Below are 25,764 nucleotides of genomic sequence, written 5' to 3' on the forward strand. Positions count from 1 at the left end.
CCGACCCCCAAATACCCAAGCGCGTGCGTGTGTAATCAACCACACCCGCACCTGTAGGGCTATGGGCCGAGCAGCGGGCGCAGCGTTTCGGCGGCGGTGGTGATCAAGCCGGGGCTAAAACCGTGGGCGGAGAGGTTGATGATCACCCCGTCGACGCCGGCGTCGAGCACCTTGGCCTGGACCTGGTCGGCGATTCGCGCCGGACTGCCGATAACCATGCGTCGGCTGGTCTCCGCGGGCAGCTGATCAGACTTGGCCTTTTCGTCGATCACCACGGTCAGCATCAGACTGGTCTCCAGCGTGGCGGGGTCTCGACCGGCTTCCTCGCAGCGAGCCGCGACAGCATCCATCTTGCGGGGCAATTCGTCAAGCGCCGCGACGATGTTGAGATGGTCGGCATAGCGGGCGGCGATCGCGAACGTCTTCTTTTCCCCGCCGCCGCCGACCAGGATCGGGATGCGGTCCCGGTAACGCGGCTCGGCCATGGCCGATTCGGTGGTGTACCACTTTCCCGAGAGGGTCGGGCGCTCGCCTTTGATCATCGGGTCCAGAATCTGCAGCGCCTCCTCGAGCCGCTCGAATCGGTCGGTGACGGTGCCGAACTCGAATCCGAGCTGGCGGTGCTCGAGTTCAAACCAGCCGGCGCCGATGCCGAGAATCGCCCGGCCGGCACTGACCACGTCCAGTGTGGTGATGGTCTTGGCCAGCAAGGCCGGGTTGCGGTAGGTATTACCGGTCACCAGGGTGCCCAGTTGCAGCCGCTCGGTCGCGGTGGCCAGCGCGCCCAGGGCGGTGTACGCCTCCAACATGGGCTGGTCGGGCGTCCCGAGCATGGGCAGCTGATAGAAGTGGTCCATCAGAAAAAGCGAGTCGTAGCCGGCAGCTTCGGCCTCGCGCGCTTGGGCGATGACCGACGGAAACAGCTTTTCGACGCCGGTGCCGTAGGAGAAGTTGGGGATCTGAAAGCCGAGCCTGATAGCCACGGCATCTACCGTAGCGATCGGCGTGGGTAACCCAACAGGCTCAGGCGAAGTGCGCCAGCGCGCCGTGGCTCACGTGCAGTGTCTGGCCGGTGATGTGGCGTGCCGCGGGGGTGGTCAGAAACAGCGCCAACCGGGCGATCTCGGCTGCAACCGGAGCCGGTGTGCGGGAAAGACCCTCATATCCGGGCTGGACGCTACGGCCGCACGCGACAGCGTTGATGGTGATGCCGCGGGTGCCGTAAACCTCGGCCTGCCCCGCGATCCAATTCGATAGCGCAGCTTTGACCGCTGCGTCGGCGCTGCCCGCGGACGGGTTTTCCGCCACGACGCCGATGATGGAACCACCGGAGCGCAGATGGTCACCCACACATTGCACGGTCAGTACCGCCGAGAGCACCGTCGCATCGAGCGCGTTGCGCCACGCCGCGGCGGTATCCGACAGCGAGTAGGTCCGCGGATCACCGGCGTCCCAGGACTGCGCCGGCACGTTGACGATGGTGTCCAGGTGATGGGGGAATAAACTGCGGACCTCGGTCAGGCTCGCCGGGTTGGTGGTGTCGCAAGCAATCGCGTCCACCTCGAGTTCCTTGGCGACAACCTCCAGGTCGTCGCGTCGGGCACCGACCAGCGTCACTTTGTGACCGTCGTCGCGAAAACCCGCGGCAACCGTACGCCCCAGATCCGTGTCGCCGCCGGTGACCAGCACCTCCACTGCCATGACCTCCTCGTGTTCACCATTGAACCCAGACCCTGGAAGTTCGCCCGCCACGGGAGCCTTGCCTGGGACCTCGGCATGTTATGGCCTCAATCCCGGTACATGTTACTGGACAGTAGCTATTCGGCGAAACTCCGCGAAGCTGCGACGCGCAGACGAATTTCATAACTGTGGCGGCCTGTTCGGGAGCGCTTTTGGCCGGCCGTGGGTGATGGCCCGGCTGCTACGTTTGATCAATGCGCCGGATCGGGATGCTGGGCGGTTTGGTATCGAGGCTGCTGATCTGGGGGCTGGTCGGGAGCGTGGTGGCGTGCAGTTCGCACGCACAACGGGCCCCGGACTCGCGATCGATAGCGGTGTTCGCGGCGGCATCACTGAAGTCCGCGTTCACCCAGATCGGTGAGCAGTTCCGCAAAGACAACCCCGGCGCTGGAGTCGACTTCGACTTCGCCGGTTCCTCCGAGCTGGCGACACAACTGACCCAGGGCGCGACTGCCGACGTCTTCGCCTCGGCGGATACCGCCCAGATGGACACCGTGGCCAAGGCCGGCTTGGTGGCCGCAGATCCGGCCAACTTTGCCTCCAACACGCTGGTCATCGTCACCGCGCCGGGAAATCCGAAACGGATCGGATCATTCGCCGACCTGGCCGGGCCGGGACTCGGCGTGGTGATCTGCCAGCAGCCGGTTCCGTGTGGATCGGCTACCCGGCGCATCGAGGACGCCACCGGAATCCAGCTGCGGCCGGTCAGCGAAGAGCTCAGCGTGACCGACGTTCTCAACAAGGTCGCGACCGGACAGGCCGATGCCGGGCTGGTCTATGCCACCGACGCAGTGAACGCCGGCGACAAAGTGGCCACGGTCAAGTTTCCCGAGGCCAGTGGCGCGGTAAATGTGTATCCCATCGTGGTGCTGAGAAAGGCGCCCCAGCCTGAGCTGGCGCGGAAGTTCGTGGCCCTGGTGACGGCCAAGACAGGGCGGCAGATCCTGGATCGGTCGGGGTTCGCCAAGCCCTGACGAGCTGCTGTGCGCCGGCCTGCCGATCTGCCCCGCTGGGTGTACGTCCCCGCCGCCGCGGGGGCGGTCTTCGTGGTGCTACCACTGATTGCGATTGCCCTCAAGGTCGATTGGCCCAACTTCTGGTCGCTGATCGCCAGCACCTCGTCCAGGACCGCCCTGGTACTCAGCCTCAAAACGGCAGCGGCGAGCACCGTGCTGTGCGTTCTGCTGGGGGTGCCGATGGCGCTGGTGTTGGCCCGCAGCCGGGCGCGGCTGGTGCGGTTGCTGCGGCCGCTGATCCTGCTGCCGCTCGTGCTGCCGCCGGTGGTGGGGGGCATCGCGCTGCTTTACGCGTTCGGCCGGCTCGGGCTGATCGGGCACTATCTGGAGGCCGCTGGCATCAGCATCGCGTTCAGCACGACGGCGGTGGTGCTGGCGCAGACCTTCGTCTCGCTGCCGTTCCTGGTGATATCGCTGGAAGGGGCGGCGCGCACGGCGGGAGCCGACTACGAGGTTGTGGCGGCGACACTGGGGGCTCGACCCAGCACGATCTGGTGGCGGGTGACGCTGCCGCTGGTGCTGCCGGGCATGGTGTCGGGAGCGGTGCTGGCGTTCGCCCGGTCGCTGGGGGAGTTCGGGGCCACGTTGACGTTTGCCGGCTCCCGCGAGGGGGTCACCCGGACCCTTCCGCTGGAGATCTACCTGCAGCGGGTGAACGATCCGGACGCCGCGGTGGCATTGTCGCTTCTTCTGGTGGCGGTGGCGGGACTGGTCGTGCTGGGTCTGGGCACTCGACGGCTGGCGGGACAAACGGCCGGAAAGTCCTGAACAACCGTGACCGGACTTGGTGAATGCGAGCGATTCCGGCAATTCCGAATCGGGTGTGCCACCTAGTGACGGGATCCACGATTTGGCCATGTCGGTAGAGGTGGGTCAGGTCTTCGCGGGATACACGTTCCTGCGGGCGCTGGGTACGGGCGGAATGGGCCAAGTGTATGTGGCGGCGCATCCGCGGTTGCCGCGCGAGGAAGCGGTGAAAATACCGCCGGCAGAATTGACCGGCGATCCCGAGTACCGCGCGCGATTTGAGCGTGAGGCTGACCTGGCCGCCAGTTTGCATCATCGGAATATCGTCAGGATTCATGACCGCGGTGAATGTGAGGGCCGCCTGTGGATCTCAATGGAATATGTAGCGGGCACCGATGTTGCTCAATTGCTGCGTCAGCAGTACCCGGGCGAAATGCCGCTCGATGCGGCGGCACCGATCATCACTGCGGTCGGCTCGGCGCTCGGCGCTCGACTATGCGCATCATCGCGGGTTATTTCACCGCGATGTCAAACCGGCAAACATCTTGCTGACCGAACCCGATGGGGGACAGGCGAGCCGGGTTTTTCTTGCTGATTTCGGCCTTGCGCGGCGCGTCGATGACGCGACGGGCCTGACCGCGACCGACGTCACGGTGGGCACCATGGCCTACATTGCGCCCGAGCAACTGAAAGGCGATCCGGTTGACGGGCGTGCCGATCAATATGCGTTGGCCTGCACCGCGTTCAACCTCTTGGCCGGCGTGCCACCGTATAGCGACGCCAACCCGGCGGTGGTGATCAGCCAACACATCAGCGCCTCACCGCCTCCGATCAGCGCTTACCGCCCCGAATTGGCCGCACTGGATTCGGTGTTCGCCAAAGCGATGGCCAAGAATCCTGCCGACCGGTTTGGCAGCTGTGCGCAGTTCGCCGCCCAACTGAGGCGGCAACTGAGCCCGGATTTCGCGTACGCCGATGAGATTCCGCTACGGGCCGACACTCAAGACACCCAGCCGGCGATCGACCGCACCGTGCCCGCCTATCCGCGCGCGTCAACCAACCGCAAGCGATTGAGTCAACGTCGGGGTCTCTTGGTGGGCGCCCTGGTGAGCATCCTGTTGCTGATCGCCGGAGGTGTTTTCGCGGCGGTCAAACTCACCCGGTCTGACAAGCCGGCCGCCACTGAGTCCCATGGGACGACCGGTACCCCGTCCGTCCGCGGCACCCAACACGGGTCCGTTCACCGGTGTCTAGCGGGCCGACTTCGGCAAGGGCACGACGTTCGCCGATGGTCCGGGCCCCAGTGGCCCGCCGTCTAGCGACAGCTACGCGGTCCGTTCGGTGTGCGGGTCGGCGGGGTGTGTGTGGCAACCGCGTCGCATCTGGGCGGCGAAACGACGTTCGCGCCGACAATGGTGCTCGACCAGATCGACGGGCAGTGGCTGGGCGTAGCCATCGGCTCCGACAAGTGCCAAGGAGCTCCCGCCGAGATCTGGGAGGTGTTCACGCTGCAGCCGGGCCCCGGCGGCAGCTTCACCGGCGAATTCGCCGCCATGACCAGCAATGATTGTGTGGGCAAGCACACCGTGACGTTCACCCGCATCGGGGACGTCGACCTCAACAGTCTTCCCGACCCGGCCACCTTGCCGCCGCGGGTGGTGTCCCCGGCCGAGGCGCTGCGCGGCAGCTACCACGCGAACAACGGACCTTCCGGGGCCGGGGTATCACGCAACAGACGGACTATGCGGTCACCACCCGCTGTCTGCGTACCGGCGATCGGTGCATGAGCTTCTTCCACGCACCGTCGGGTGCGGTGGAACCGCTGGTATTCGGTGACGGCAACTGGACACTGAACACCGAGTCCGACATTGGTGTGCCCGGGCCGAAACACCGCGATGCACTTGAAAAAGCGGGACAGTATCCGCTGCCCCACCCACCACAAGATCCCATTACCACACTGACCGGGCACGGTAATCAGGAACAGACCGGGTCCTGCGCCGCCAATGTGGATTTCGACGAAACATTCACTCGCACTGGCGAATAGCGCCATATGCCGGCCCGTTGCGCGAATACCGGTGAGCAACGTGGTCGTCATCACGTGCGACCGACACCAATCGGCGGTTCAACCTCGTTGACTTATCTGCGATTTGGCCATGTCGCTTGAGGCCGGCGAGGTGTTCGTGGGATACACGATTCTTCGCGTGCTCGGCGGGGGCGGAATGGGCCAGGTGTATCTGGCACAACATCCGCGGTTGCCGCGCGAGGATGCGCTCAAGGTGCTGCCCGCGGATCTGACGAACGACCCGGAGTATCGGGCTCGGTTCATGGGGGAGGGTCCAGTTCGGTCCGGCCACCAAACTCGCCGAGGCCCCCGCTGACGGCGCGAAGCAGACGACGGCCACCTATGCCGCCCGCTCGGTATGCCGGTCCGCCGGCTGCGTCGCCACCGCATCACGCCTCAACGGCGAAATCAAGCTCGCGTCGACCATGGTGTTCGACGAAGTCGACGGTCGCTGGGTGGCCGTAACGATCGGATCAGTAAAGTGCCGAGATTCGGCCTCACGAATGTGGGAAGCGTTCACTCTGCAGCCCGGTCCCGGCGGCACCTTCACCGTCGAATATCGCGGTGCTGCCAGCAATTCCTGCGCCGAGAAGCGAACCGTGACGTTCACCCGCACCGGCGACGTCGACGTCAACAGCCTTCCCGACCCGGCCTCGCTGCCGGCACGAGTGGTATCTCCCGCCGAAGCGCTGCACGGCCGCTATCACATCACGCGAAACTTCAGCAGCACTCTCCCGCAACAGCAGGCAGACGAAGACGTCACCACCAGCTGTCTGCGCAGCGGCGATCAATGCATGAGCTACTTCTACTCACCAACCAGCGACACACCACTGGTATTCGAGGACGGCAGCTGGACCTTGGACCTCGAACAAGACGGGAACTTCCCGGGCTGCATCGGCCTCTATGTGAAAACCACCGGGCAGTATCCGCTGCCGCAACCGACGCAGGATCCGATCACCCGGCTCAGCGGTCACGGTCATCATCAGCAGTCGGGCTCCTGCGCAACGAATGTCGACTTTGATGAAACACTCGTGCGCACCGGCGATTAGCGCCCGGCCCCGTCGGTGGGCCGCTGCGTGACGTTCTACAACTGAGCCGGATCGCCGGGCCTTATCCCGCCGAAATTGCCACTAGCGCTGTGCTCACCCGACCAACCACAGCCGCTAGGGCAATGTGGGCGAGGGCGGGCGGCGGGCCCGGCGCGGCCGCCTGCAGTTCGCGACAACGGCCCATGCGACTGGCCGATGCTGCCCTCATCGCGGCGAGCGCCGCTCCGCGCTGCCGGGGCAGGGAAATCGTCGCCTACGGTGTGATCCATGCCTGGCAACTGTGGGGGACGGTGCTTGCAGTGCCGAATCTGTGTCCCGGCAGCTAGCACCGCCCTCACGCGAGATGGCCGATCGTGAGCGGGTTGCAACTTCGCGCCGCCATGACCGGCCGCCGGCTGGACCTGGATTTCTCGGTGTCGCCGGGCGAGGTGCTGGCTATCCTCGGTCCCAACGGTGCGGGCAAATCAACCACCCTTCATGTCATTGCCGGGCTGATACGTCCCGATTCCGGTCTGGTGCGCCTCGGGGACCGGGTGTTGACAGACACCGCCGCCGGAATCGATGTGGCGACGCACGACCGCCGGGTCGGGCTGCTCCTGCAGAAGCCGCTGCTGTTTCCGCATCTGAGCGTCGCCGCCAACGTGATGTTCGGGCCGCTCAGCCGTCGCGGGACATTCCGGTTCGGTCGTTCCCGGCGGCGGGCGGCCGCACTGCGCTGGTTGACTGAAGTGGACGCCGCGCAGTTTGCTGACCGCAAGCCGCGACAGCTATCCGGTGGTCAAGCGCAGCGGGTCGCCATCGCCCGTGCCCTTGCGGCCGAACCCGAGGTACTGCTGCTCGACGAGCCGTTGACCGGCTTGGATGTGACTGCCGCCGCGGCGATACGCACGGTGCTGCAAAGCGTGGTCACCGACACCGGCTGCGCTGTCGTCCTGGTGACCCATGACCTGTTGGACGTGCTGACGCTGGCCGATCGGGTGATGGTGCTCGAGTCCGGGCAGATCTCCGAAATCGGTCCGGTGGCCGATGTGCTCGCCGCGCCCCGCAGTCACTTCGGGGCGCGCGTTGCCGGTATCAACCTCGTCAGCGGGGCCATGGGCGCTGACGGCGCGCTACACACACCGGCCGGCGCTCGCTGGCACGGGATCCCGGCCCAAGATCTCACCCACGGGCACGACGTGGTGGCCGTGTTCGCGCCGTCGGCGGTGGCGGTACACCTCGAACAGCCGCACGGTAGCCCCCGCAATACGGTCGAAGTAACCGTGGCAGAGGTGCAGACTCGCGGATCCGCGGTCCTGGTCCGTGGCCGCGATCAGCCCGATGGCGCCCCGGGCCTGGCCGCCAGTATCACCGTCGACGCCGCCGCAGAGTTGCGGCTGACCCCCGGAACGCGGGTGTGGTACAGCATCAAGGCTCATGAAGTGATGCTGCATCCGGCACCTCACCGATAGGCACACACGCCAGGACATTGTCGCAGCCGCCAAAGACGAACAGCGTCGACACCGGCAGGCCATCCTTGCTTCACGGCAACAACACGGTAGGTTCGTCGCCATGCATCAGGTGGACTCCAACACGAGACGTCGCAACGGACTGTGGGCAACGCTGGCGATCGCCACCGTAAGCAGTGCCGGCGCGCTCACCATCGCGCTGCCGGCGACCTCCGGCGCCGACCCGGAGCCGGCGCCCGCGCCGGCCACCACGACAGCGGTCGCGCCACCGTCGACCACCGCGGCGGCACCGGCACCAGCACCGGCGACCGCTCCGGCGACACCGCCACCGGGAACCACCAGCACGCCTGCGGCACAGCCGGGCGGGGATCCGAATGCCGCACCGCCACCGGCGGACCCCAACGCACCGCCCCCACCCGCTGCCGACCCGAATGCACCCGAACCCGCCCGGATGACTAATGCGGTCGGCGGATTCAGCTTCATCCTGCCGCCGGGCTGGGTCGAGTCCGACGCTTCTCACCTCGACTACGGGTCGGCGCTGCTCAGCAAGGCAACCGGGGAGCCACCCATGCCCGGGCAGGCACCGCCGGTGGCCAACGACACGCGTATCGTGCTGGGCCGCCTCGACCAACGGCTCTACGCCAGTGCCGAAACCACCAATCCCAAGGCCGCGGTGCGGTTGGGGTCGGACATGGGTGAGTTCTTTATGCCGTACCCGGGCACCCGAATCAACCAGGAAACGGTTCCGCTCAACGCCAACGGGGTGTCCGGAAGTGCGTCCTACTACGAAGTCAAATTCAGCGATCCGGCCAAGCCGAACGGCCAGATCTGGACCGGCGTGATCGGTACACCTGCCGGCAGTACGCCCAATGCCGGACCTCCGCAGCGCTGGTTTGTGGTGTGGCTGGGTACCTCGAATAACCCGGTCGACAAGGGCGCGGCTAAAGCTCTTGCCGAGTCGATCCGTCCCTGGACACCACCGCCACCGGAACCGGCCCCGGGCGAGCCGGCGACACAACCGGGCGCGCCTGCACCGGCGCCCGTCCCCGCTCCGGTCCAGGCTCCGGCTGCGGGAGTGACGCCCACCCTCACGCCGACACCGCAGCGGACACAACCGGCGTAACCGGCCGTCGCGAAGCGCATATCCGCCCCGCTTGGCCGGGCGCCGCGGAGGCGACCATTCCCATCGGCGCGCGAACCGGGTATACCGAGATCACGGTCCAGCAGTCGAGTTGGGCCTGACCAGTGATCAGCCGGTGATCAGCCGGTGATGAGCCGGTGATGACAAGGAGATCCCGATGGGTGTCATGGCAGCAACCGAGTTTCTGGCCCGTTCGACGACGCTGACCAGCGTCGGCTGGATCGGCTACATCATCATCGGCGCGATCGCGGGCTGGATCGCGGGCAAGATTGTCAAAGGGTCAGGATCCGGGATCTTGATGAACATCGTCATCGGCGTCGTAGGAGCGCTGATCGGCGGCTTCCTGCTGAGCTTCTTCGTCGACACGGCAGCCGGCGGCTGGTGGTTCACCCTGTTCACCGCGATTCTCGGCTCGGTGATCCTGCTCTGGCTAGTCGGGATGGTGCAAAAGCGTTAACAGCAGCTAACCCGTTGCGGCCGTGCCGGATTGCGGCATGATGAGGTGATGTCCGCAGCGGCGAGCGCCCCGACGATGACGGCCTGGCAGATACGCCGGCCCGGCCCGCTGGACAGCAGCCCGCTCGAGCGGGTCAGCACCGAAATGCCGCGACCGGGACCGGGTGAGCTGCTCGTGGCGGTGCACACGTGCGGGGTTTGCCGGACCGATCTGCATGTCGCCGAGGGCGATCTTCCCGTGCACCGCCAACGGGTGACTCCCGGACATGAGGTGGTAGGGGAGGTCATCGAGGTGAGCGCCGATGCCGGCGACGAGTTCCAGGTCGGGGACCGGGTTGGTATCGCGTGGTTACGCCACACCTGCGGGGTGTGCAAGTACTGCCTTAGGGGCGACGAGAATCTGTGTCCGAAGTCGCGCTACACCGGCTGGGACGCCGACGGCGGATACGCCGAATTCACCACGGTTCCAGCGGCTTTCGCGCACCACCTGCCCAGCGGCTACAGCGACAGCGAGCTTGCGCCGCTACTGTGTGCCGGCATCATCGGATACCGCTCACTGTTGCGGGCGGAGCTGCCGCCCGGCGGTCGGCTGGGTCTTTACGGCTTCGGCGGCAGCGCCCATATCACCGCTCAGGTCGCGCTGGCCCAGGGCGCCGAGGTCCACGTGATGACCCGCGGAGCGCAAGCGCGCCGGCTGGCGCTCGAACTCGGCGCCGCCTCGGCCCAAGGTGCCGCCGACCCGCCCCCGGTGCCGCTCGACGCGGCGATCTTGTTCGCGCCGGTCGGTGACCTGGTGCTGCCCGCCTGCGAGGCTCTGGACCGAGGCGGTACCTTGGCGATCGCCGGCATCCACCTCAGCGATATCCCGGCCCTGAACTACCAGCGGCACCTATTCCAGGAGCGCCAGATCCGGTCGGTCACTTCGAACACGCGGGCCGACGCGCGCGCGTTTCTCGACTTCGCAGCGCACCATCACATCCAGGTCACCACTCCGGAATACCCGTTGGGACAAGCTGATCGCGCGCTCAGCGACCTCAGCTCCGGGCGCATCGCGGGTGCAGCCGTCCTGTTGATCTAACCGGGTTCAGGTGGTCAGGTGCCAGACTACGGCGGCGGCCAGCGCGCCCAATCCGTTCAGCGACCAATGCAGGGCTATCGGCGCGAGCAGGCTGCCGCTACGCCGGCGCAGCCAGCTGAACACGAAGCCCACCGCGCCGGTAGCCAACACCGCCAACGTCACCCCGGCCAGCATCCCGGCGATCCCGCCGCCAAACAGCCGCGTGAAGCCGACATTGGTGCTGGTCAGTCCCAATGACGTGGCAACATGCCAAAGGCCGAAGAGCAGCGAGCCCACCATCGCGACGCCCCGAAATCCCCAGGCACGATTCAGCGCACCGTGCAGGACACCGCGGAACGCCAGCTCCTCGGGAATGACGGTTTGCAGCGGGATGACGAGCATCGAGGCGATCAGCGCGCCCGAGACAGTCGCGTAGCGGTTGTTCAGGAACATCGGTCGAGTCACCGGCACCAGCACGCCGACCGCGATCACCGACACCACCACGGCCACGGCAGCCAGCGCATACCCCAAACCGGATCTCCAGTGCTGTCGACCCAGACCCAATTCGGTCCAGCCAAGCCCACGCCATCGGACGAGGATCAGCAGACCGACGGCGGCGGCCGGGACGGTCGCGATGCTGGCCCACGGTGTGGTGAAGTGCGCCACCAGGTTGGTCAGCACCAGCACCACGACGACGACGGCGATATCGACGTGGATCCGCAACCGCTCAAGTTTCGGCATCGACAATGCCAGCGCGTCGTGCTGAGCGCTGGCGGCGGCTTGGTCCGGGGCTGGGTCACGCATCGTCGCGAGTCTACCCGCGCGCCGCCGAATGCCCGCTCTCTTCGGCAGCGCAGACCCGATCAAGTGTCATCAAGTGTCGATGCAATCGTCCACTGGCTCGGGGCCGCAGCGCGGGTCACCCGTCGTTCGCCGTCAGCCTGCGGCGCGCGTAGGCCAGAAGTTCGGCTGAGAGCGCGTCGGCTACCAATAGCTGGGGCAGCAGCTCAGGTTCCGACATTCGGGCGCGGAAGACGAGACCGATGGTCACGTCATGATCGGAGCGGCGGTCGATCGTGATTGCGTCACCGGCCCGAACTGTTCCGGGCGATATCACCCGCAAGTAGGCCCCGGGTTTCCCTGCTTGAGTGAAGGTGTTGATCCAATGGCGCAATTCCAGGAATGCCGAAAACGTCCGGCATGGCGTCCGGGGCGCGGATACTTCCAGCACCAAACCGTCCGTGCCGACGTGCCATCGGTCACCGATCCGTGCGCCGGTCACATCGATGCCCACGGTAGTCAGATTCTCGCCGAATATTCCGCTGCTGAGCGTGCGCTGGAGTCGAGATTCCCAGCCGTCCAGGTCTTCTCGCGCATACGCGTAAACGGCCTGGTCGTCGCCGCCATGGAATTTCTGATTGCCGATGATGTCGCCGACCAGCCCGCTGCCCATACCACCGTGCATCGGGCCCGGCGCTCTGACCATGACCGGCTCGGTTACCGCCACCTTGTCGATGCCTGTCACCTTGGACAATGCGCGGGGATCAGGGTTTGCTCGGGCACGGGCAACGTTCACCGACACGACATGCGCCACCCGCACAGGCTAGCGCTGCGGCGCTAGTGGCGGGCAGACACTGCACCCGGTCGTCTGGTTTCGGGCCCTGACGGTTGGTCAAGACCGAAGCGATGGACCGACCAGTCCGGCGCATCCGATCGACGGCGCGCAGTGCTCCGCTTCGGCAATCGCAGCCAACCGCACCAGGTCAGCGCACAGCGCCTCGGTGCGGTCGTCGTGCTCGGGTATCAGCAGTGCAACCAAACGCGAGAACCATAGCGGCATCGAGACGCCTTGGAAGGACTGGATTAGCCGGGTGCCCGCCGGGGTGGGCTCCAACCGGAAGTGCCAGGCGGTTGCATCGCCGGGACCTCCTGAGGTGAGGTAGCCGAACTCTCTGGGCTCGTCGTAGGTGAAGATTGTGCAGCTACGCGTCCATCGATAACGGCCGCTGCGGTTGGTCCCACGAAATCGCCGGCCGGGTCCCGCCGAGGTCGCGCCATCCAGAAATCGCACCCGCCGACACTCGTGGCTCCACTCCGGAACCCGAAGCGGATCGGCGACCAGTTGCCACACCGCCTCGATCGGGGCGGGAATATCGACGCTGAGTTGTCCATTGAGTTTCTGGCGCAGCCGAGTGTGCTGCGCCAGATGCCAAAGGCGCCATGCGTAGCGCTGGTAGCCAGGGGTGGCAAAGATCTCGATCGCCCGCGCGACCGGCTTGGGGACCAGCGATCGGACTATCGCACGGTCCTCATCGCTGGCGTCATCGCACAGCCACAATGCGGTGAAAGCAAGCTCGGTTGGCTTCAGCGGCTTGACGGCATGGACCTGTTCGATGGCATCCCGCTCGGCCTGCGTCAGCGCCGCCGACACGACCGGCATCATTTCGAGTTCCTCGCGCTGCAAGTGCGGCAGCAGCGCAGCGGCCTACACGTTCAGCGCGGTAGCCAGATCCAGACGGACCGACGGGTCCGCGGCATAGCGCCGGGCGCTATCGGTGAGCTGTTCGATCGCCGGAATCAGTGCGTGATGGTCGGCGTCCATTGCGTCGAGAAGGCCTGCCGCCTGTGAGACTCGTTGCCGCACCAGGGGATAAAGGCCTTCATCTTCGACGCGATGGTGGCGGTGCAGGAACTTCGTCATCCACACCAGGTGCTCGGCGACAGCCGCGCGCTGGCTGCGGTCGGGGTAGGGCCACCGGGTCAGCGCCAACTGCGCCCGGGCGATGTCGGGCCGCAGCGCACTGTGGACGATGCCCATCATCCGGGTATCCGCTGCTGAGCGACGGCTCTCATCGGGCTTTCCTTCTAGCTTCGCTTGCTCTTATAGAAGCCGAGTTCGTCGAATCGGGGGAACGTGCTGCCCACGTCGCCGCGCCTCGGAGTCCAGCCGCCGCTTCAGTCGCCGACTCGCCGACATCAGGTGCACCGCGCGCCGCAGCGGATTGGCCGGAATGATGAAGTCGTTGAGCGCTCGCTCGACGTCGAATTCGATGTGTTCACCGACATTGCGGCAGTGCCCCACCCAAGCACGCATTGTCCTGGCTTTCGAAGGCGGGCCCGTGGGTGTGGAACGTCAGGCAGGCCGGCCCGTCGACGATGTCGATGCCGGCGGGCGGGCGCATCCGGAAGCCGCCGGGGATCTGCTCGGCGTTCCGCACGCGCAGCGGCAGCGGCCAGCCGTCGGGTGTGACGCTGGTCAGCACCGGCAGGCCCAGCCGGTCGAGTGCACCGCGCATCCGCATCCTCCAGTCCGCCGCCGCGCGGGTGTTCCAGGATCCGGCGCCGCGTCCAACCGGTGCGGGATCCGACGGCGCCACCGTGGGCAGGGTCTGCGGCTCCCACAGTTGCGGCGGCTGATCAAGATCCCCGCCCCGCCACCACAGCACCCGAACCGGGGTGACTTCGATCCGGATGCGGGCCCAGTACCACGCCATCCGGCGCAGCATCACGGTGGGGATGCTGTCGAAGGCTTCCGGTAGGTGCGCGGCGACTTCCGCCAGATAGCGAGCTGAATCGGCCCTCAGGTCGGCGTCGCGGACGGTGGCCCGGCCATGGATCACGAACGTCGCCGGATCGACGAGCCGGGAGCCCCGTGGTTGCGAAAATGACAGCGACACTTTGGGATTGCGCCGGGCCCGCTCCGCCTTGAGCGGGTAGGTGAGGCCAGTAGTCACATCGACGCTGCGCCCGTTTCCACCCACGTAAGGCGTGACCGGCCAGGTGATGGGCGCGCCGCCGCGGTCCAGCGAGGCGTACTCCGTAGTGATGAACGCGGCCGCCTGGTCGCCAATGGTGGACCAGTCCAAGGCGACCCGGGTGTCAAGTATGGATACCACCGCAACCTCCAGCGTATAATTCAATAGCGTTCATTCTATTGAATAGAGTTAACTATAAGGACTTTCGGTGCAATGGTGTCAACGAGTTCCCGGCCCTCACCGCGGCGCAAGTACGACAGCAGTCGTCGCCGCGCCGACGCCGAGGCCCGACAGCGCAGAGTGATTGAGGCGGCGGCCAGCCTGTTCGTCGAGCAGGGGTTCGGCGCCACCTCCATTGACCAGATCGCCGCCGCGGCCGAGGTGTCAGCACCGACCATCTACGCGACATTCGGCTCCAAGGCCGGTGTGCTGGCCCGCGCGATCGACGTCGCCGTCGTCGGCGACTACGAAGATGTCCCTGTGGTGGACCGGGTGCTGAGCCTTATCGAGGAGGCCAGCCCGCAGGAACCTCAGCAATTTGTCGCCGTCGCCCATTTCATCCACACCATCAATGCGCGGGTAGCGCCACTGATCCGGGTGATGGAGCAGGCGACATCAGCCGACCCCGCCCTACAGCAGCTGCGCACCAGTCTGATCCTCGCGCTGCGTTCCGATTGCGCTGCGGCGATCGAGAAGTATTGGCGAACCGCCCTGCGCCGTGGCCTCTCCAAGAAGCAAGCCGCCGACGTGATGGCGACAATGACGTTGCCGCAAACCTATTCGATGCTCACCGCCGACATGGGTTGGTCACCGGATCGCTACCAGAAATGGCTCGCCCAGGCGTTGCCGCAGCTGCTCCTGCGGCCGGAACTCTTCAGCGACTGACCCGCGCCACTGAGCGGGATGGGTCGTCTCTTTCCCGTCACTCACTGCGTTCGTTCCGCCCGCTCGACTCCCAGGCCCATCCGGCGATCCGGGGGTCGTCCTCGCCGTGCTCACGGGTGTACTGCCGCGCCCCGAGCCGAGCATCGGCCATGCGCTGGCGCAGCACGGCGGCTCGACCGGCCAGCCCGTCCACGCGGTCGATGACATCCATGACCAGATGGAAGCGATCCAGGTCGTTGAGCATCACCATGTCGAACGGTGTCGTGGTGGTACCCCGCTCTTTGAACCCGCGCACATGAATACGTGGATGATTGACGCGGCGATACGCGAGCCGGTGGATCAACCACGGATAACCGTGGTAGGCGAAGATGACCGGCTTGTCGCGCGTGAACAATGCATCAAATTCCTTGTCCGGCAAACCATGTGGATGCTCGGACTCCGGTTGCAGCCGCATGATGTCGACGACGTTGACCACCCGCACGCCCAACTCGGGCAATTCCCGCCGGAGAATGTCGGCGGCAGCCAGCGTCTCGAGCGTCGGGATGTCTCCCGCGCAGGCAAGCACCACGTCGGGCTCACCGGTCGCCGTGCTTGCCCACTGCCAGATGCCGAGCCCGCGAGTGCAGTGCGCGACGGCCTCGTCCATCGTGAGATAGGACAGCGCTGGTTGTTTGCCGGCGACAATGACGTTGACATAGTCACGGCTGCGCAGGCAGTGGTCGGCGACCGACAGCAAGGTGTTGGCGTCCGGGGGCAGATAGACCCGTACCACCTCGGGACGCTTGTTGGCCACCAGGTCGATGAACCCGGGATCTTGATGCGATGCGCCGTTGTGGTCCTGGCGCCACACATGGGAGCTCAGCAGGTAGTTCAGCGACGCGATCGGTCGCCGCCATGGCAGTTCCCGGCTGGTCGACAGCCATTTCGTGTGCTGGTTGAACATCGAGTCGACAATGTGCACGAAGGCCTCGTAGCAGTCGAACATGCCGTGACGGCCGGTCAGCAGATAGCCCTCCAACCAGCCTTGACACAGATGCTCGGAAAGCACCTCCATCACCCGGCCGTCCGCGGCCAGATGGTCGTCTTCGGCGGTGGTCTCGGACAGCCACGTGCGGCCGGTGGCCTCGAACACTGCGCCGAGCCGGTTTGAGGCGGTTTCGTCGGGACCCATCAGTCGGAACCGATCCGGATTGCGTCGGATCACGTCTCGCAGATACGTACCGAGCACCCGGGTGGCCTCGTGGATTTCGCAGGCCGGACGTGCCACCGGAACCGCGTAGTCGCGGAAGTCGGGCAGATCCAGGTCCCGCAGCAGCAGCCCGCCGTTGGCGTGCGGGTTGGCGCTCATCCGCCGGTCCCCGGTGGGCGCCAGCGCCCGCAACTCCGCCCGCAGCCGGCCCTGGGCGTCGAACAACTCCTCAGGCCGGTAGCTGCGCAGCCACTCGTCAAGCTGGCTGCGACGTTCGGCGCTGTCGTGGGTATCGGCGAGCGGAACCTGATGCGAGCGCCAGGTGCCCTCGACCTTTTTGCCGTCGACCACCTTCGGCCCGGTCCAGCCCTTGGGGGTGCGCAGCACGATCATCGGCCACACTGGCCGACCGGAAGTCGCGCCGGTGCGGGCGGCGTGCTGGATGGCCGCGATGTCGTCGAATGCGTCGTCGAGCGCAGCTGCCAGCTGCCGGTGCACCTTGAGCGGGTCGTCCCCGGAAACCGTGATCGGCCGGTATCCGTAGCCCCGCAACAACGAATCGAGCTCGTCATGCGGAATGCGGGCCAGCACAGTCGGATTGGCGATTTTGTATCCGTTGAGGTGCAAGATCGGCAACACCGCGCCGTCGATCGCGGGGTTGAGGAATTTGTTGGAATGCCAGCTGGCGGCCAACGGTCCGGTTTCGGCTTCGCCATCACCGACCACGCAGGCGACCACCAGATCGGGGTTGTCGAAAGCCGCGCCGAAGGCATGCACCATCGCATACCCGAGTTCGCCCCCCTCATGGATGGACCCGGGGGTCTGGGCCGCGACATGGCTGGGGATGCCGCCGGGGGAGGAGAACTGCCGAAACAGCCGCCGCAATCCGTCGGTGTCTTCCTCAATGCCCGTGTACACCTCGCTGTAGGTGCCTTCGAGGTAGGCGTTGGCGACCAAGCCGGGGCCGCCGTGCCCCGGGCCGGCGACGTAGATGACGTTGGCGTCGCGGTTACGGATTACCCGGTTCAGGTGGGCATAGACGAGGTTGAGCCCCGGCGTGGTGCCCCAATGTCCCAGCAGCCGGGGTTTGACGTCCTCGGCTGACAGCGGCTCGGCCAGCAGCGGGTTGTCCAGCAGGTAGATCTGGCCGACTGATAGGTAGTTGGCGGCACGCCAATACGCGTCGATGCGGGCCAGTTCGTCGTCGGAAAGGGTCGCGGCTGTTGGGGTTTCAGGGCTCACCGGGCCGATTGTGCGCGCCCTCGGTGAACTGCCAGCTGAAGCCGGTCAGTCCTGTCCACGAGCGCGGGCCTCGTAGGCTTTGCGCTCGGCGACGTCGACGTCGTCGGTGAAGACGTGTTCGCCGCCCAAGATGCGGTTCAGTCCCTCGGCCAGCGGCCGCGGCATGAACTTCTGCGCGACGACCATCGCGCCGGCCGCCCGGGTGACCCGCACCCGTGGCTTGGGGCGCGCCACCAGCCGCACGATCGCGTCGGCGATGTCGGCCGCCTCCGCGTTCTTGAACCCCTTGACCCCGTGGGTGCCGGCGGTCAGTTCGGTGTTGACGAATGTGGGAGACACCATGGAGAACTTCACGCCGGCCGAGCGGTATTCGAGTCTGGCCGAATCGGTGAACGCGACCACCGCGTGTTTACTGGCGCAGTAGGTGGCCAGCCCCACCGCATAGAGCTCGCCGGCAAGCGAGGCGACGTTGATGACCTGCCCACGCCCGCGTGGGACCATCCGCTCAACGGCCAACTTGCTGCCCAGGATGACCCCGTAGACGTTGATGTCCAAGATGCGGCGGGTGACCGAGTCCCGCTCGTCGATAATCCGGCCGACTGGCATGATGCCGGCGTTGTTGACCAGCACGTCGATCGGGCCGAGTTGGCGCTCGACCCGGTCGAGAAAGTCCGAAAACGACTCTCGGTCGGTGACATCGAGTTTGCCGTAGACGTCCAGCCCGAGGTCGGCACCGGACTCCTTGACCTTCGCCTCGTCGATGTCGCCGATCGCAACCCGGGCGCCCAACCTGTGTAGGACGGTTGCCGTCGCCAACCCGATGCCTCGTGCGCCGCCGGTGATGACGATGACCTTGCCTCGCACCTTGACACCGAGGGATGCCGTGTGTGCCATGTTCGTCCTCTCCGGGGCTTGACGGGTGTCAACTAGGCAATCTGGTAAGCACACCACCCGGCCGCGGGCTTCGCAACAACCACGCCGATACTGCAACGGTGACGCAGGTGCGCACGGCCGTCCCGGAGGACGCCGAAGCGGTGGCTCGGGTTCACGTCCGGTCGTGGCAGTGCGCCTACCCGGGACTCATCGACCAGGAATATCTCGACGGTCTGCGGCCGGAGGTGTGGGCGCGCAGATACACGTTCGGCCGCATGGGCCTCCGGCTGCCGGCCACCGTGGTGGCCGTCGACGGTGCTGCCATCTGCGGCTTGGCCACCACGGGACTGTGCCGGGACTACGACTTGCCGAATTCCGGTGAGCTGCTGGCAATCTACGTGGATCCCGCCTGGATGGGTAGCGGGGTCGGCCGTTTGCTGATGGCCGCTGCCCGTGATCGGCTGCGTCGAGTCGGGGTCAGGCACGCTTCGTTGTGGGTGCTGGACGGCAATGTCCGCGCCCGGCGGTTCTACGAGCGCGATGGGTGGCAGTTCGACGGCACACGGCGCACCGAGGTCTTCGGGGCCACGACGGTAGAACAACTGCGCTACCAATGCACGCCGGTCTGATCCGGGGCAGCCCGGCTTCGAGTTCCCGCACGCTGTGACCCGTCCCCACAGCTACGCAGCCGCGACCAGGTGCGCCATCGACGCCCACCGGTCTCGTTGATGGTTTCCCTATCGCCGTTGGCTGAGAGGTTTCTCCCGAGTCAGCTGCGAGGAAGCTCCGAAAGTGTCTTTGCGCCAACCGAACTTGGCGCTGCAGTCGTAGGAGGCCGACGGCGTCAGCTGGCAGCCCCTGGACAGGGCGCCACACGTTGGACGGCCGGGATGAGGCGCCGGGCGGGCGGACCGGCGGGTACGGTGTGCGCATGGCCGACGGGTTGCTCGATGCCGTGCGCGTCTTGGACCTGTCCGGTGGTAGCGCTGACACGGTCACCCGGTTGCTGGCCGATCTGGGTGCCGACGTCCTGAAGGTGGAAGCTCCCGGCGGCAGCCCGGGACGCGGCGTCCCGCCGACGTTGGCCGGCACCAGCATCCCGTTCGCCGTACACAACGCCAACAAACGCAGCGCGGTGCTGAACCCGCGCGACGAGCACGATCGCCGGCGTTTCCGCCACCTCGCCGCCACCGCCGACATCGTGGTCGACAGCGGTCTCCCGGGAGCGGCGTCCGCCTACGGGACAACGTGTGCCGAACTGGCCGATCGTCACCCGCACCTGGTTGTGTTGTCGTTCAGCGAGTTCGGTACCTCGGGGCCACGATCCTGGTGGCGTGCCACCGATCCGGTGTTGTATTCCATGTCGGGCTCGCTGTCGCGGTCCGGCCCCACCACCGGCACGCCGGTGTTACCGCCGGACTACATCGCTTCGGCGACCGCCGCCGTCCAGGCGGCCTGGGCGCTGCTGGTCGCCTATTACGACAGATTGCGTTGTGGCACCGGCGATTACATCGACTTCTCGCGGTTCGACGCGGTGGTCATGGCGCTGGACCCGGCGTTCGGGGCGCACGGGCAGGTCGCGGCCGGAATCCGCGGCAGCACACGGTGGCGCGGACGCCCCAAGAACCAGGACGCCTACCCGATCTATCCGTGCCAGGACGGCTACGTGCGGTTGTGCGTGATGGCGCCGCGGCAGTGGCGCGCCCTGCGCCGCTGGCTGGGGGAGCCGCAAGACTTTCAGGATCCCAAGTACGACGTGATCGGCGCCCGGTTTGCCGCGTGGCCTCAGATCAGTGTGCTGGTGGCGGCGCTGTTCGCCGGCCAGACCATGAAAGAGCTGGTGGCCGCTGGGCAGGCACATGGAGTGCCGATCGCAGCGGTGCTGACACCGTCACGGATCCTGGCCTCCGAACATTTCCAGGCGGTGGGGGCGATCACCGATGCCGAGCTGGTTCCCGGTGTGCACGCCCAGGTGCCGACCGGATATTTCACGGTCAACGAGCGGCGCGCCGGCTTTCGCACCCCCGCGCCCGCCGCCGGCCAGCACGAACCGCGCTGGCCGGCCGACCCGGCGCCGGTACCCCCGCCCGCCGGCCGGGTTGGTGGCTACCCCTTCGAGGGGCTGCGCATTCTCGATCTCGGCATCATCGTCGCCGGCGGTGAGCTGAGCCGCCTGTTCGGCGACTTAGGCGCGGAGGTCATCAAAGTCGAAAGCGCCGACTACCCCGACGGGCTGCGACAGGCCCGCGTCGGCGAGGCAATGAGCGAGTCGTTCGCCTGGACCCACCGCAATCAGCGCGCGTTCGGGGTAGACCTGCGCAGCAGCGAGGGCAAGGAAATCTTCGGCCGCCTGGTGGCCGAGGCCGACGCCGTCTTCGCCAACTTCAAGCCGGGAACGCTGACCTCACTGGGGTTCAACTACGACAAGCTGCGCGGTCTCAACCCTCGGATCGTGCTCGCCGGCAGCAGCGCGTTCGGCAACCGGGGCCCGTGGAGCCGCCGGCTGGGTTATGGCCCGTTGGTGCGCGCGACCACCGGCGTCACCAGCGTGTGGACGTCCGGGGAAGCCCCGAAGGACGGCGCCCGGCACCCTTTCTACGACGCGACGACCATCTTCCCCGATCACGTGGTGGGACGCGTCGTCGCGATCCTGGCCCTGGCCGCGCTGATCCACCGCGATCGGACCGGAGCCGGCGCCCACGTCCACGTCTCTCAGGCCGAAGTCGTCGTCAATCAACTCGACACGCTGTTCGTGACGGAAGCCGCACGGGCCGCCGGCGCCGCCGAAATCCGCGACGACATCAGCGTGCACGCGATCTGCCCCTGCGCCGGTGACGACGAGTGGTGCGTCATCTCGATCTGCACAGATGACGAATGGCGTTGTGCTACATCTGTTTTCGGTAAGCCGGAATTGGCCGAGGACCCGCGCTTCGCGACGGCCGAGGCTCGCCGGGCCAACTGCGCCGAATTGTCGGCGGTGATGTCGGCGTGGACGAGCGCTCGCACCCCGTTGCAGGCTGCCCAATTACTGCAGTCGGCCGGCGTCGCTGCGGGTCCGATGAACCGCCCGCCGGACCTGCTCGAGGATCCTCAGCTGGCCGAGCGACAGCTGTTCGCGACCATGGCGCATCCGCTGATTTCACGTCCGCTGCCGGCAGAGACCGGTCCGGCGCCGTTTCGCCATATCCCGCATTCACCGCGGCGGCCGGCGCCCCAGGCGGGGCAGGACACTCGTGCCGTCTGCCACGAGCTGCTCGGGATGAGCCCGGACGAGATCGAGCGGCTGATCGCCGAGGGCGTGCTGTTCGCGCCGGCCGGCCGGTAAGGATCCGCGAACGCGACGCTGGTGTGCGGCGCGCCGAAGTTCGGCGCTAGGTTCGAGGCATGCCCGTTGATCCCAGGACACCGGTGCTGATCGGCTACGGTCAGGTCAACCATCGCGACGAGATCGACCCGGCCAGGCCGTCGGTCGAACCGGTCGACTTGATGGTCGCAGCGGCCCGGCAAGCCGCCGATTCTCAGGTGTTGGCGGCCGTCGACTCGATCCGCGTGGTGCACATGCTGTCGGCGCACTACCGAAACCCGGGGCAGCTGCTCGGTGAGCGCCTCGGCGCCGGCAGCTTCACCACGAGCTACGGCAGTGTCGGCGGCAACACGCCACAGTCGCTGGTCAGCCAGGCATGCTTGGACATCCAGCAGGGTCGCGCCGATGTGGTGCTGATCGGCGGCGCCGAAACCTGGCGTACCAGGACCGGGCTGAAGTCTCAGGGCAGCCGGCTGGTGTGGACGCGACAGGACGAATCCGTTCCGCTGCCTGAAATCGCCGGTGACGACGTTCCGATGGCGGGGGAGGCCGAGCTCAGGATCAAGCTGGACCGGCCCGCCTACGTCTACCCGCTGTTCGAGCAGGCGCTGCGCATCGCCAACGGCGAGTCGATGGAGGATCACCGGCGGCGGGTCGGTCAGCTGTGGGCGCGCTTCAACGCCGTCGCGGTCGACAATCCCTACGCCTGGATCCGCACCCCGATGACCGCGGAGGAGATTTGCCGACCCGGCCCGCAGAACCGGATGATCAGCTGGCCCTACACCAAGTTGATGAACTCCAACAACATGGTTGACCAGGGCGCGGCACTGATCCTGACGTCGGTCGAGCATGCCACCCGCCTGCAGGTTCCCAGCGACCGCTGGGTTTACCCGCATGCGGGTACCGACGCCCACGACACACCCGCGATCGCCGAGCGGGCTGAGCTGTACCGGTCGCCGGCGATCCGGATCGGCGGTACGCGTGTGCTGGAGCTGGCCGGCCTGGCCACCGACGATGTCGACTACGTCGACCTGTACTCGTGCTTTCCCTCTGCCGTGCAGGTTGCCGCGGCCGAACTCGGCCTGGCGACCGACGATCCCGCCCGCCCGCTGACGGTCACCGGCGGCCTGACCTTCGCCGGCGGCCCGTGGAGCAATTACGTCACCCACTCCATCGCCACGATGGCCGAAGTGCTGGTGGCCAACCCCGGCAGCCGCGGCCTGATCACCGCAAACGGCGGTTACCTGACCAAACACAGCTTCGGCGTGTACAGCACCGAGCCGCCCGCGGAATTTCGTTGGGAAGATGTGCAGCCGGTCGTGGACCGCGAGCCCACGACGGCGGGTTTGGTCAAGTGGGAGGGAATCGGAACGGTCGAGGCATGGACCACACCGTTCACCAGGGAGGGCCGGCCCGAGAAGACCTTTGTGGCCGTACGCACGCCCGACGGGGCACGAAGTTTGGGGGTGATCACCGATCCCGATACGGCAGAAGCGACGGTGCACCAAGACACCGGAGACATTGCCGGGGCCAAGGTTGCCATCGCCGCCGACGGCAGCGCGACGTTGCGGTAAACGGCCGCGACGATATAGAACGGCCCTCCGGGGTCACGGTCCGGACTCAATTTGTCGCGCAAGTAGGGTCGGCGTGCCTATTGTCATGACAAGACGTTGGGGAAGGTGGGCAGGGTGCACGTCCTGGTTACCGATGCTGCCGGCGCGGTCGGGCGACTGGTAGCACGCCAGCTGATCGCCGCCGGACATACGGTCAGCGGCATCGCCCCGCACCGACACCCGTCCCTGGATGCCGGTGTCGACTTTGTTTGCGCGTCGCTGCACGACCCCGTGTTGCTGGAGTTAGCCGCCGAAGCGGACGCGGTGATTCATCTGGCCCCGGTGGACACCAGCGCACCGGGCGCGGCCGGCCTCAACGGCCTGGCGCATGTGAGCAATGCGGCCTCCCGTGCAGGTGCGCGGCTGCTGTTCGTGTCCCAGGCCGCTGGGTCACCCGATCTGTATCAGCAGGCCGAGGCCTTGGTGTCCAGTTGTTGGGCGCCGAACTTGGTGATTCGCATAGCGCCGCCGGTCGGTCGACACCTCGACTGGATGGTCTGCCGGACGGTGGCCACTCTGCTGCGCAGTAGAGTCTCGGCGCAGCCGATACGGGTGCTGCACCTCGATGACCTGGTTCGCTTCCTGGTATTGGCGCTGAACACCGACCGCAACGGTGTCGTCGACCTGGCCACGCCGGACGCCGCGAACCTGGTCACCGCGTGGCGGCTGCTGCAATCGGCCGACCCACGCCAGCGAACCCACGGGATTCGCCGCTGGGCTGACCTGATTCCGCAGATGGACACCGCTGCGGCCCGAGAAGATTGGAAATTTCAGTACGGGTGGCAGGCGACCGAGGCGATCGTCGATACCGGTCGCGGGCTGGTGGGCCGGCGGCTGGATCGTGGTGGCGCGACCATCGGGTCAGGCCAACTCGCGCTGCCGGTCGAGCCGGTCCCGCAGTCGTTTCCCCGTTACGGCGCGACAGTGAACTCGGCGGGGCCCGACGGGCTCGAGGGTGAATTCGACGACCGGATCGATCCGCGGTTTCCGGTATTCAGCGCAACCGGTCTCGCCGAAGCGCTGCCCGGACCGCTGACCCCGATGACGCTGGACGTCCAGATGGGCGGACTGCGTGCCGCAGGTCGGGCGATGGGTCGAATCCTGGCACTTGGCGACGTGGTTGCCCAGGAGTGGGAGAGCAGGGCCATCGCGGTATTCGGTCATCGCCCCTATGTCGGCGTGTCGGCCAACATCGTCGCCGCCAGCCAGCTGCCGGGCTGGGACGAGCAGGCCATCACCCGCCGTGCGCTGGGGGACCAGCAACCGCCCACGGGCCTGCTGCCGTTTGGGCGACCCCAGTTGGCCGGCGGAGCACTCGGGTCGGTCGCCAAGGTGGTCGTGACGGCTCGGTCGCTGTCACTGTTGCGTCACCTGCGGGCTGACACTCAGGCCTATGTCGCCGCGGCGTCGGCAGAGCACGTCGATGCCGGCCAGCTGAGCGAACTCCCGGACGCCAGTCTGGAAGTACGGGTTCGCTTGTTGCGTGATCGGATTCACCAGGGCTGGATCCTCACGGCGCTATGGGTCATCGACACCGGCATCACCGCGGCGACGCTGGAGCACACACACGCGAGATCCAGCGTGTCCGGGATCAGGGTGATCATGGAGAGCGGCCGGGTCGCAGCGGTGAGCAGTGAGCTGACGGATATCCTGCGCGCCGATGCACCGCTGTGCGCCCTGGCCCGCGAAGGCAACGTCGACAGCATCCGGGCGCTGTCGCCGTCGGCCGCTGCGGCCCTCGACGCGGCCGTTGCCCAGCTGGGGCACCGCGGCTCGGGGGAAGCGGAGCTGGCCAACCCGGCGTTCGGCGACGACCCGTCGCTACTGTTGACCCTCGCTGCGCAAGCCGCTACGGCGCCCGCCGAGCCGGCGCCACCGGCGACGTTTGCTCAGCGGTTGGCGGCCAGTGCTCGCAGTTCGCGAGAGTTGGCTCACGACACCACCATCCGGTTCACCCATGAACTCCGGATGACGCTGCGCGAGTTAGGATCTCGGCGGGTCGCGGCAGACCTGATCGACACCGTCGACGACGTGTACTACCTGACCTGCGACGAGCTGGTCACCATGCCGGCCGACGCCCGGCTACGGGTCAAACGCCGACGCACCGAGCGCGAGCGGTTGCAAGCTCAGCCGCCGCCCGACGTCATCGACCACACCTGGAAGCCCCCAGACCAAGAGCGTTAAGAG

General features: G+C 66.8%; 25 protein-coding genes and 1 pseudogene. 17 read left to right on the plus strand and 9 right to left on the minus strand.

The window, feature by feature from the left end:
- Positions 1-59 precede the first annotated feature (59 nt).
- A complete protein-coding gene (locus tag EET10_RS14590; RefSeq protein ID WP_036403024.1) occupies positions 60-983 on the minus strand; it encodes an LLM class F420-dependent oxidoreductase in 924 nt (307 codons plus the stop codon).
- 40 nt (positions 984-1,023) lie between these two features.
- Complete coding sequence (locus EET10_RS14595; RefSeq protein WP_036403021.1) at positions 1,024-1,701, minus strand: SDR family oxidoreductase; 678 nt, start codon at positions 1,699-1,701, stop codon at positions 1,024-1,026.
- 233 nt (positions 1,702-1,934) lie between these two features.
- Here EET10_RS14595 and modA point away from each other — a divergent pair, with 233 nt between their 5' ends.
- The 12 genes and pseudogenes from modA to EET10_RS14650 all read left to right on the plus strand — a co-directional run bounded on the left by modA (position 1,935) and on the right by EET10_RS14650 (position 10,737).
- Entirely contained in the window at positions 1,935-2,714 is a 780-nt protein-coding gene (gene modA, locus EET10_RS14600) for a molybdate ABC transporter substrate-binding protein (RefSeq protein ID WP_122502248.1), read from the plus strand.
- Positions 2,715-2,723: 9 nt separating this feature from the next.
- Complete coding sequence (locus EET10_RS14605) at positions 2,724-3,524, plus strand: ABC transporter permease (protein WP_063467864.1); 801 nt, start codon at positions 2,724-2,726, stop codon at positions 3,522-3,524.
- Between the two features lie 88 nt (positions 3,525-3,612).
- Positions 3,613-4,098: a protein kinase domain-containing protein gene (locus tag EET10_RS31665; RefSeq protein WP_281280031.1), complete on the plus strand. Its 486-nt coding sequence runs from the start codon at positions 3,613-3,615 to the stop codon at positions 4,096-4,098.
- Positions 4,046-4,822 carry a protein kinase domain-containing protein gene (locus tag EET10_RS14610; protein ID WP_281280109.1) on the plus strand — a complete coding sequence of 259 codons (777 nt, stop codon included), beginning with the start codon at positions 4,046-4,048 and terminating at the stop codon, positions 4,820-4,822. The genes EET10_RS31665 and EET10_RS14610 overlap by 53 nt, the downstream gene beginning before the upstream one ends.
- 45 nt (positions 4,823-4,867) lie before the next feature.
- A complete protein-coding gene (locus EET10_RS14615) occupies positions 4,868-5,290 on the plus strand; it encodes a hypothetical protein (protein ID WP_136622947.1) in 423 nt (140 codons plus the stop codon).
- Entirely contained in the window at positions 5,287-5,547 is a 261-nt protein-coding gene (locus tag EET10_RS14620; protein ID WP_122502249.1) for a hypothetical protein, read from the plus strand. The genes EET10_RS14615 and EET10_RS14620 overlap by 4 nt, the downstream gene beginning before the upstream one ends.
- A 109-nt stretch (positions 5,548-5,656) precedes the next feature.
- A pseudogene (locus EET10_RS14625) lies at positions 5,657-5,845 on the plus strand (serine/threonine protein kinase); the annotation flags it as partial.
- A gap of 223 nt (positions 5,846-6,068) precedes the next feature.
- Entirely contained in the window at positions 6,069-6,614 is a 546-nt protein-coding gene (locus EET10_RS14630; protein WP_136622948.1) for a hypothetical protein, read from the plus strand.
- Between the two features lie 353 nt (positions 6,615-6,967).
- Positions 6,968-8,065, plus strand: a complete 1,098-nt coding sequence (locus EET10_RS14635; protein WP_036403011.1) for a sulfate/molybdate ABC transporter ATP-binding protein — start codon at positions 6,968-6,970, stop codon at positions 8,063-8,065.
- 100 nt (positions 8,066-8,165) lie between these two features.
- Positions 8,166-9,185 (plus strand): alanine and proline-rich secreted protein Apa, encoded by a 1,020-nt coding sequence (locus tag EET10_RS14640; RefSeq protein ID WP_063467866.1) that lies wholly within the window; start codon positions 8,166-8,168, stop codon positions 9,183-9,185.
- A gap of 175 nt (positions 9,186-9,360) precedes the next feature.
- Positions 9,361-9,660 carry a GlsB/YeaQ/YmgE family stress response membrane protein gene (locus EET10_RS14645; protein ID WP_036403008.1) on the plus strand — a complete coding sequence of 100 codons (300 nt, stop codon included), beginning with the start codon at positions 9,361-9,363 and terminating at the stop codon, positions 9,658-9,660.
- A gap of 48 nt (positions 9,661-9,708) precedes the next feature.
- Complete coding sequence (locus EET10_RS14650) at positions 9,709-10,737, plus strand: zinc-binding alcohol dehydrogenase family protein (protein WP_036403431.1); 1,029 nt, start codon at positions 9,709-9,711, stop codon at positions 10,735-10,737.
- A gap of 6 nt (positions 10,738-10,743) precedes the next feature.
- Here the strand turns inward: EET10_RS14650 and EET10_RS14655 are convergent, their stop codons facing one another.
- The 5 genes from EET10_RS14655 to EET10_RS14680 all read right to left on the minus strand — a co-directional run bounded on the left by EET10_RS14655 (position 10,744) and on the right by EET10_RS14680 (position 14,636).
- Positions 10,744-11,457, minus strand: coding sequence for a CPBP family intramembrane glutamic endopeptidase (locus EET10_RS14655; protein ID WP_036403429.1), 714 nt, complete (start codon positions 11,455-11,457; stop codon positions 10,744-10,746).
- A gap of 178 nt (positions 11,458-11,635) precedes the next feature.
- The gene (locus tag EET10_RS14660) at positions 11,636-12,310 is read right to left on the minus strand and encodes an MOSC domain-containing protein (RefSeq protein WP_036403427.1); all 675 of its coding nucleotides are present in this window, start codon (positions 12,308-12,310) and stop codon (positions 11,636-11,638) included.
- Positions 12,311-12,388: 78 nt separating this feature from the next.
- Positions 12,389-13,159 carry an SRPBCC family protein gene (locus EET10_RS14665; RefSeq protein ID WP_136624736.1) on the minus strand — a complete coding sequence of 257 codons (771 nt, stop codon included), beginning with the start codon at positions 13,157-13,159 and terminating at the stop codon, positions 12,389-12,391.
- A 42-nt stretch (positions 13,160-13,201) separates the two neighbouring features.
- Positions 13,202-13,537 (minus strand): hemerythrin domain-containing protein, encoded by a 336-nt coding sequence (locus EET10_RS14670; protein ID WP_122502251.1) that lies wholly within the window; start codon positions 13,535-13,537, stop codon positions 13,202-13,204.
- Between the two features lie 235 nt (positions 13,538-13,772).
- The gene (locus tag EET10_RS14680) at positions 13,773-14,636 is read right to left on the minus strand and encodes a pyridoxamine 5'-phosphate oxidase family protein (RefSeq protein ID WP_051490504.1); all 864 of its coding nucleotides are present in this window, start codon (positions 14,634-14,636) and stop codon (positions 13,773-13,775) included.
- A gap of 48 nt (positions 14,637-14,684) precedes the next feature.
- Here EET10_RS14680 and EET10_RS14685 point away from each other — a divergent pair, with 48 nt between their 5' ends.
- On the plus strand, positions 14,685-15,356 hold the full coding sequence (locus EET10_RS14685; RefSeq protein WP_246013636.1) for a TetR/AcrR family transcriptional regulator: 672 nt from the start codon (positions 14,685-14,687) through the stop codon (positions 15,354-15,356).
- Between the two features lie 37 nt (positions 15,357-15,393).
- On the opposite strand, the gene EET10_RS14690 is transcribed toward EET10_RS14685, so the two are convergent.
- Positions 15,394-17,787: a phosphoketolase family protein gene (locus tag EET10_RS14690; protein WP_122502252.1), complete on the minus strand. Its 2,394-nt coding sequence runs from the start codon at positions 17,785-17,787 to the stop codon at positions 15,394-15,396.
- 45 nt (positions 17,788-17,832) lie between these two features.
- The gene (locus EET10_RS14695) at positions 17,833-18,681 is read right to left on the minus strand and encodes an SDR family oxidoreductase (protein WP_036403002.1); all 849 of its coding nucleotides are present in this window, start codon (positions 18,679-18,681) and stop codon (positions 17,833-17,835) included.
- 98 nt (positions 18,682-18,779) lie between these two features.
- Here EET10_RS14695 and EET10_RS14700 point away from each other — a divergent pair, with 98 nt between their 5' ends.
- The 4 genes from EET10_RS14700 to EET10_RS14715 all read left to right on the plus strand — a co-directional run bounded on the left by EET10_RS14700 (position 18,780) and on the right by EET10_RS14715 (position 25,761).
- Complete coding sequence (locus EET10_RS14700; protein WP_036402999.1) at positions 18,780-19,289, plus strand: GNAT family N-acetyltransferase; 510 nt, start codon at positions 18,780-18,782, stop codon at positions 19,287-19,289.
- 302 nt (positions 19,290-19,591) lie between these two features.
- On the plus strand, positions 19,592-21,985 hold the full coding sequence (locus EET10_RS14705; RefSeq protein WP_122502253.1) for a CaiB/BaiF CoA transferase family protein: 2,394 nt from the start codon (positions 19,592-19,594) through the stop codon (positions 21,983-21,985).
- Between the two features lie 59 nt (positions 21,986-22,044).
- Positions 22,045-23,538 (plus strand): acetyl-CoA acetyltransferase, encoded by a 1,494-nt coding sequence (locus EET10_RS14710; RefSeq protein WP_036402996.1) that lies wholly within the window; start codon positions 22,045-22,047, stop codon positions 23,536-23,538.
- A gap of 114 nt (positions 23,539-23,652) precedes the next feature.
- Positions 23,653-25,761, plus strand: a complete 2,109-nt coding sequence (locus EET10_RS14715) for a Rossmann-fold NAD(P)-binding domain-containing protein (RefSeq protein ID WP_036403417.1) — start codon at positions 23,653-23,655, stop codon at positions 25,759-25,761.
- Positions 25,762-25,764: the final 3 nt, after the last annotated feature.

This window comes from Mycobacterium pseudokansasii, from assembly GCF_900566075.1.
Classification (GTDB): Bacteria; Actinomycetota; Actinomycetes; order Mycobacteriales; family Mycobacteriaceae; genus Mycobacterium; species Mycobacterium pseudokansasii.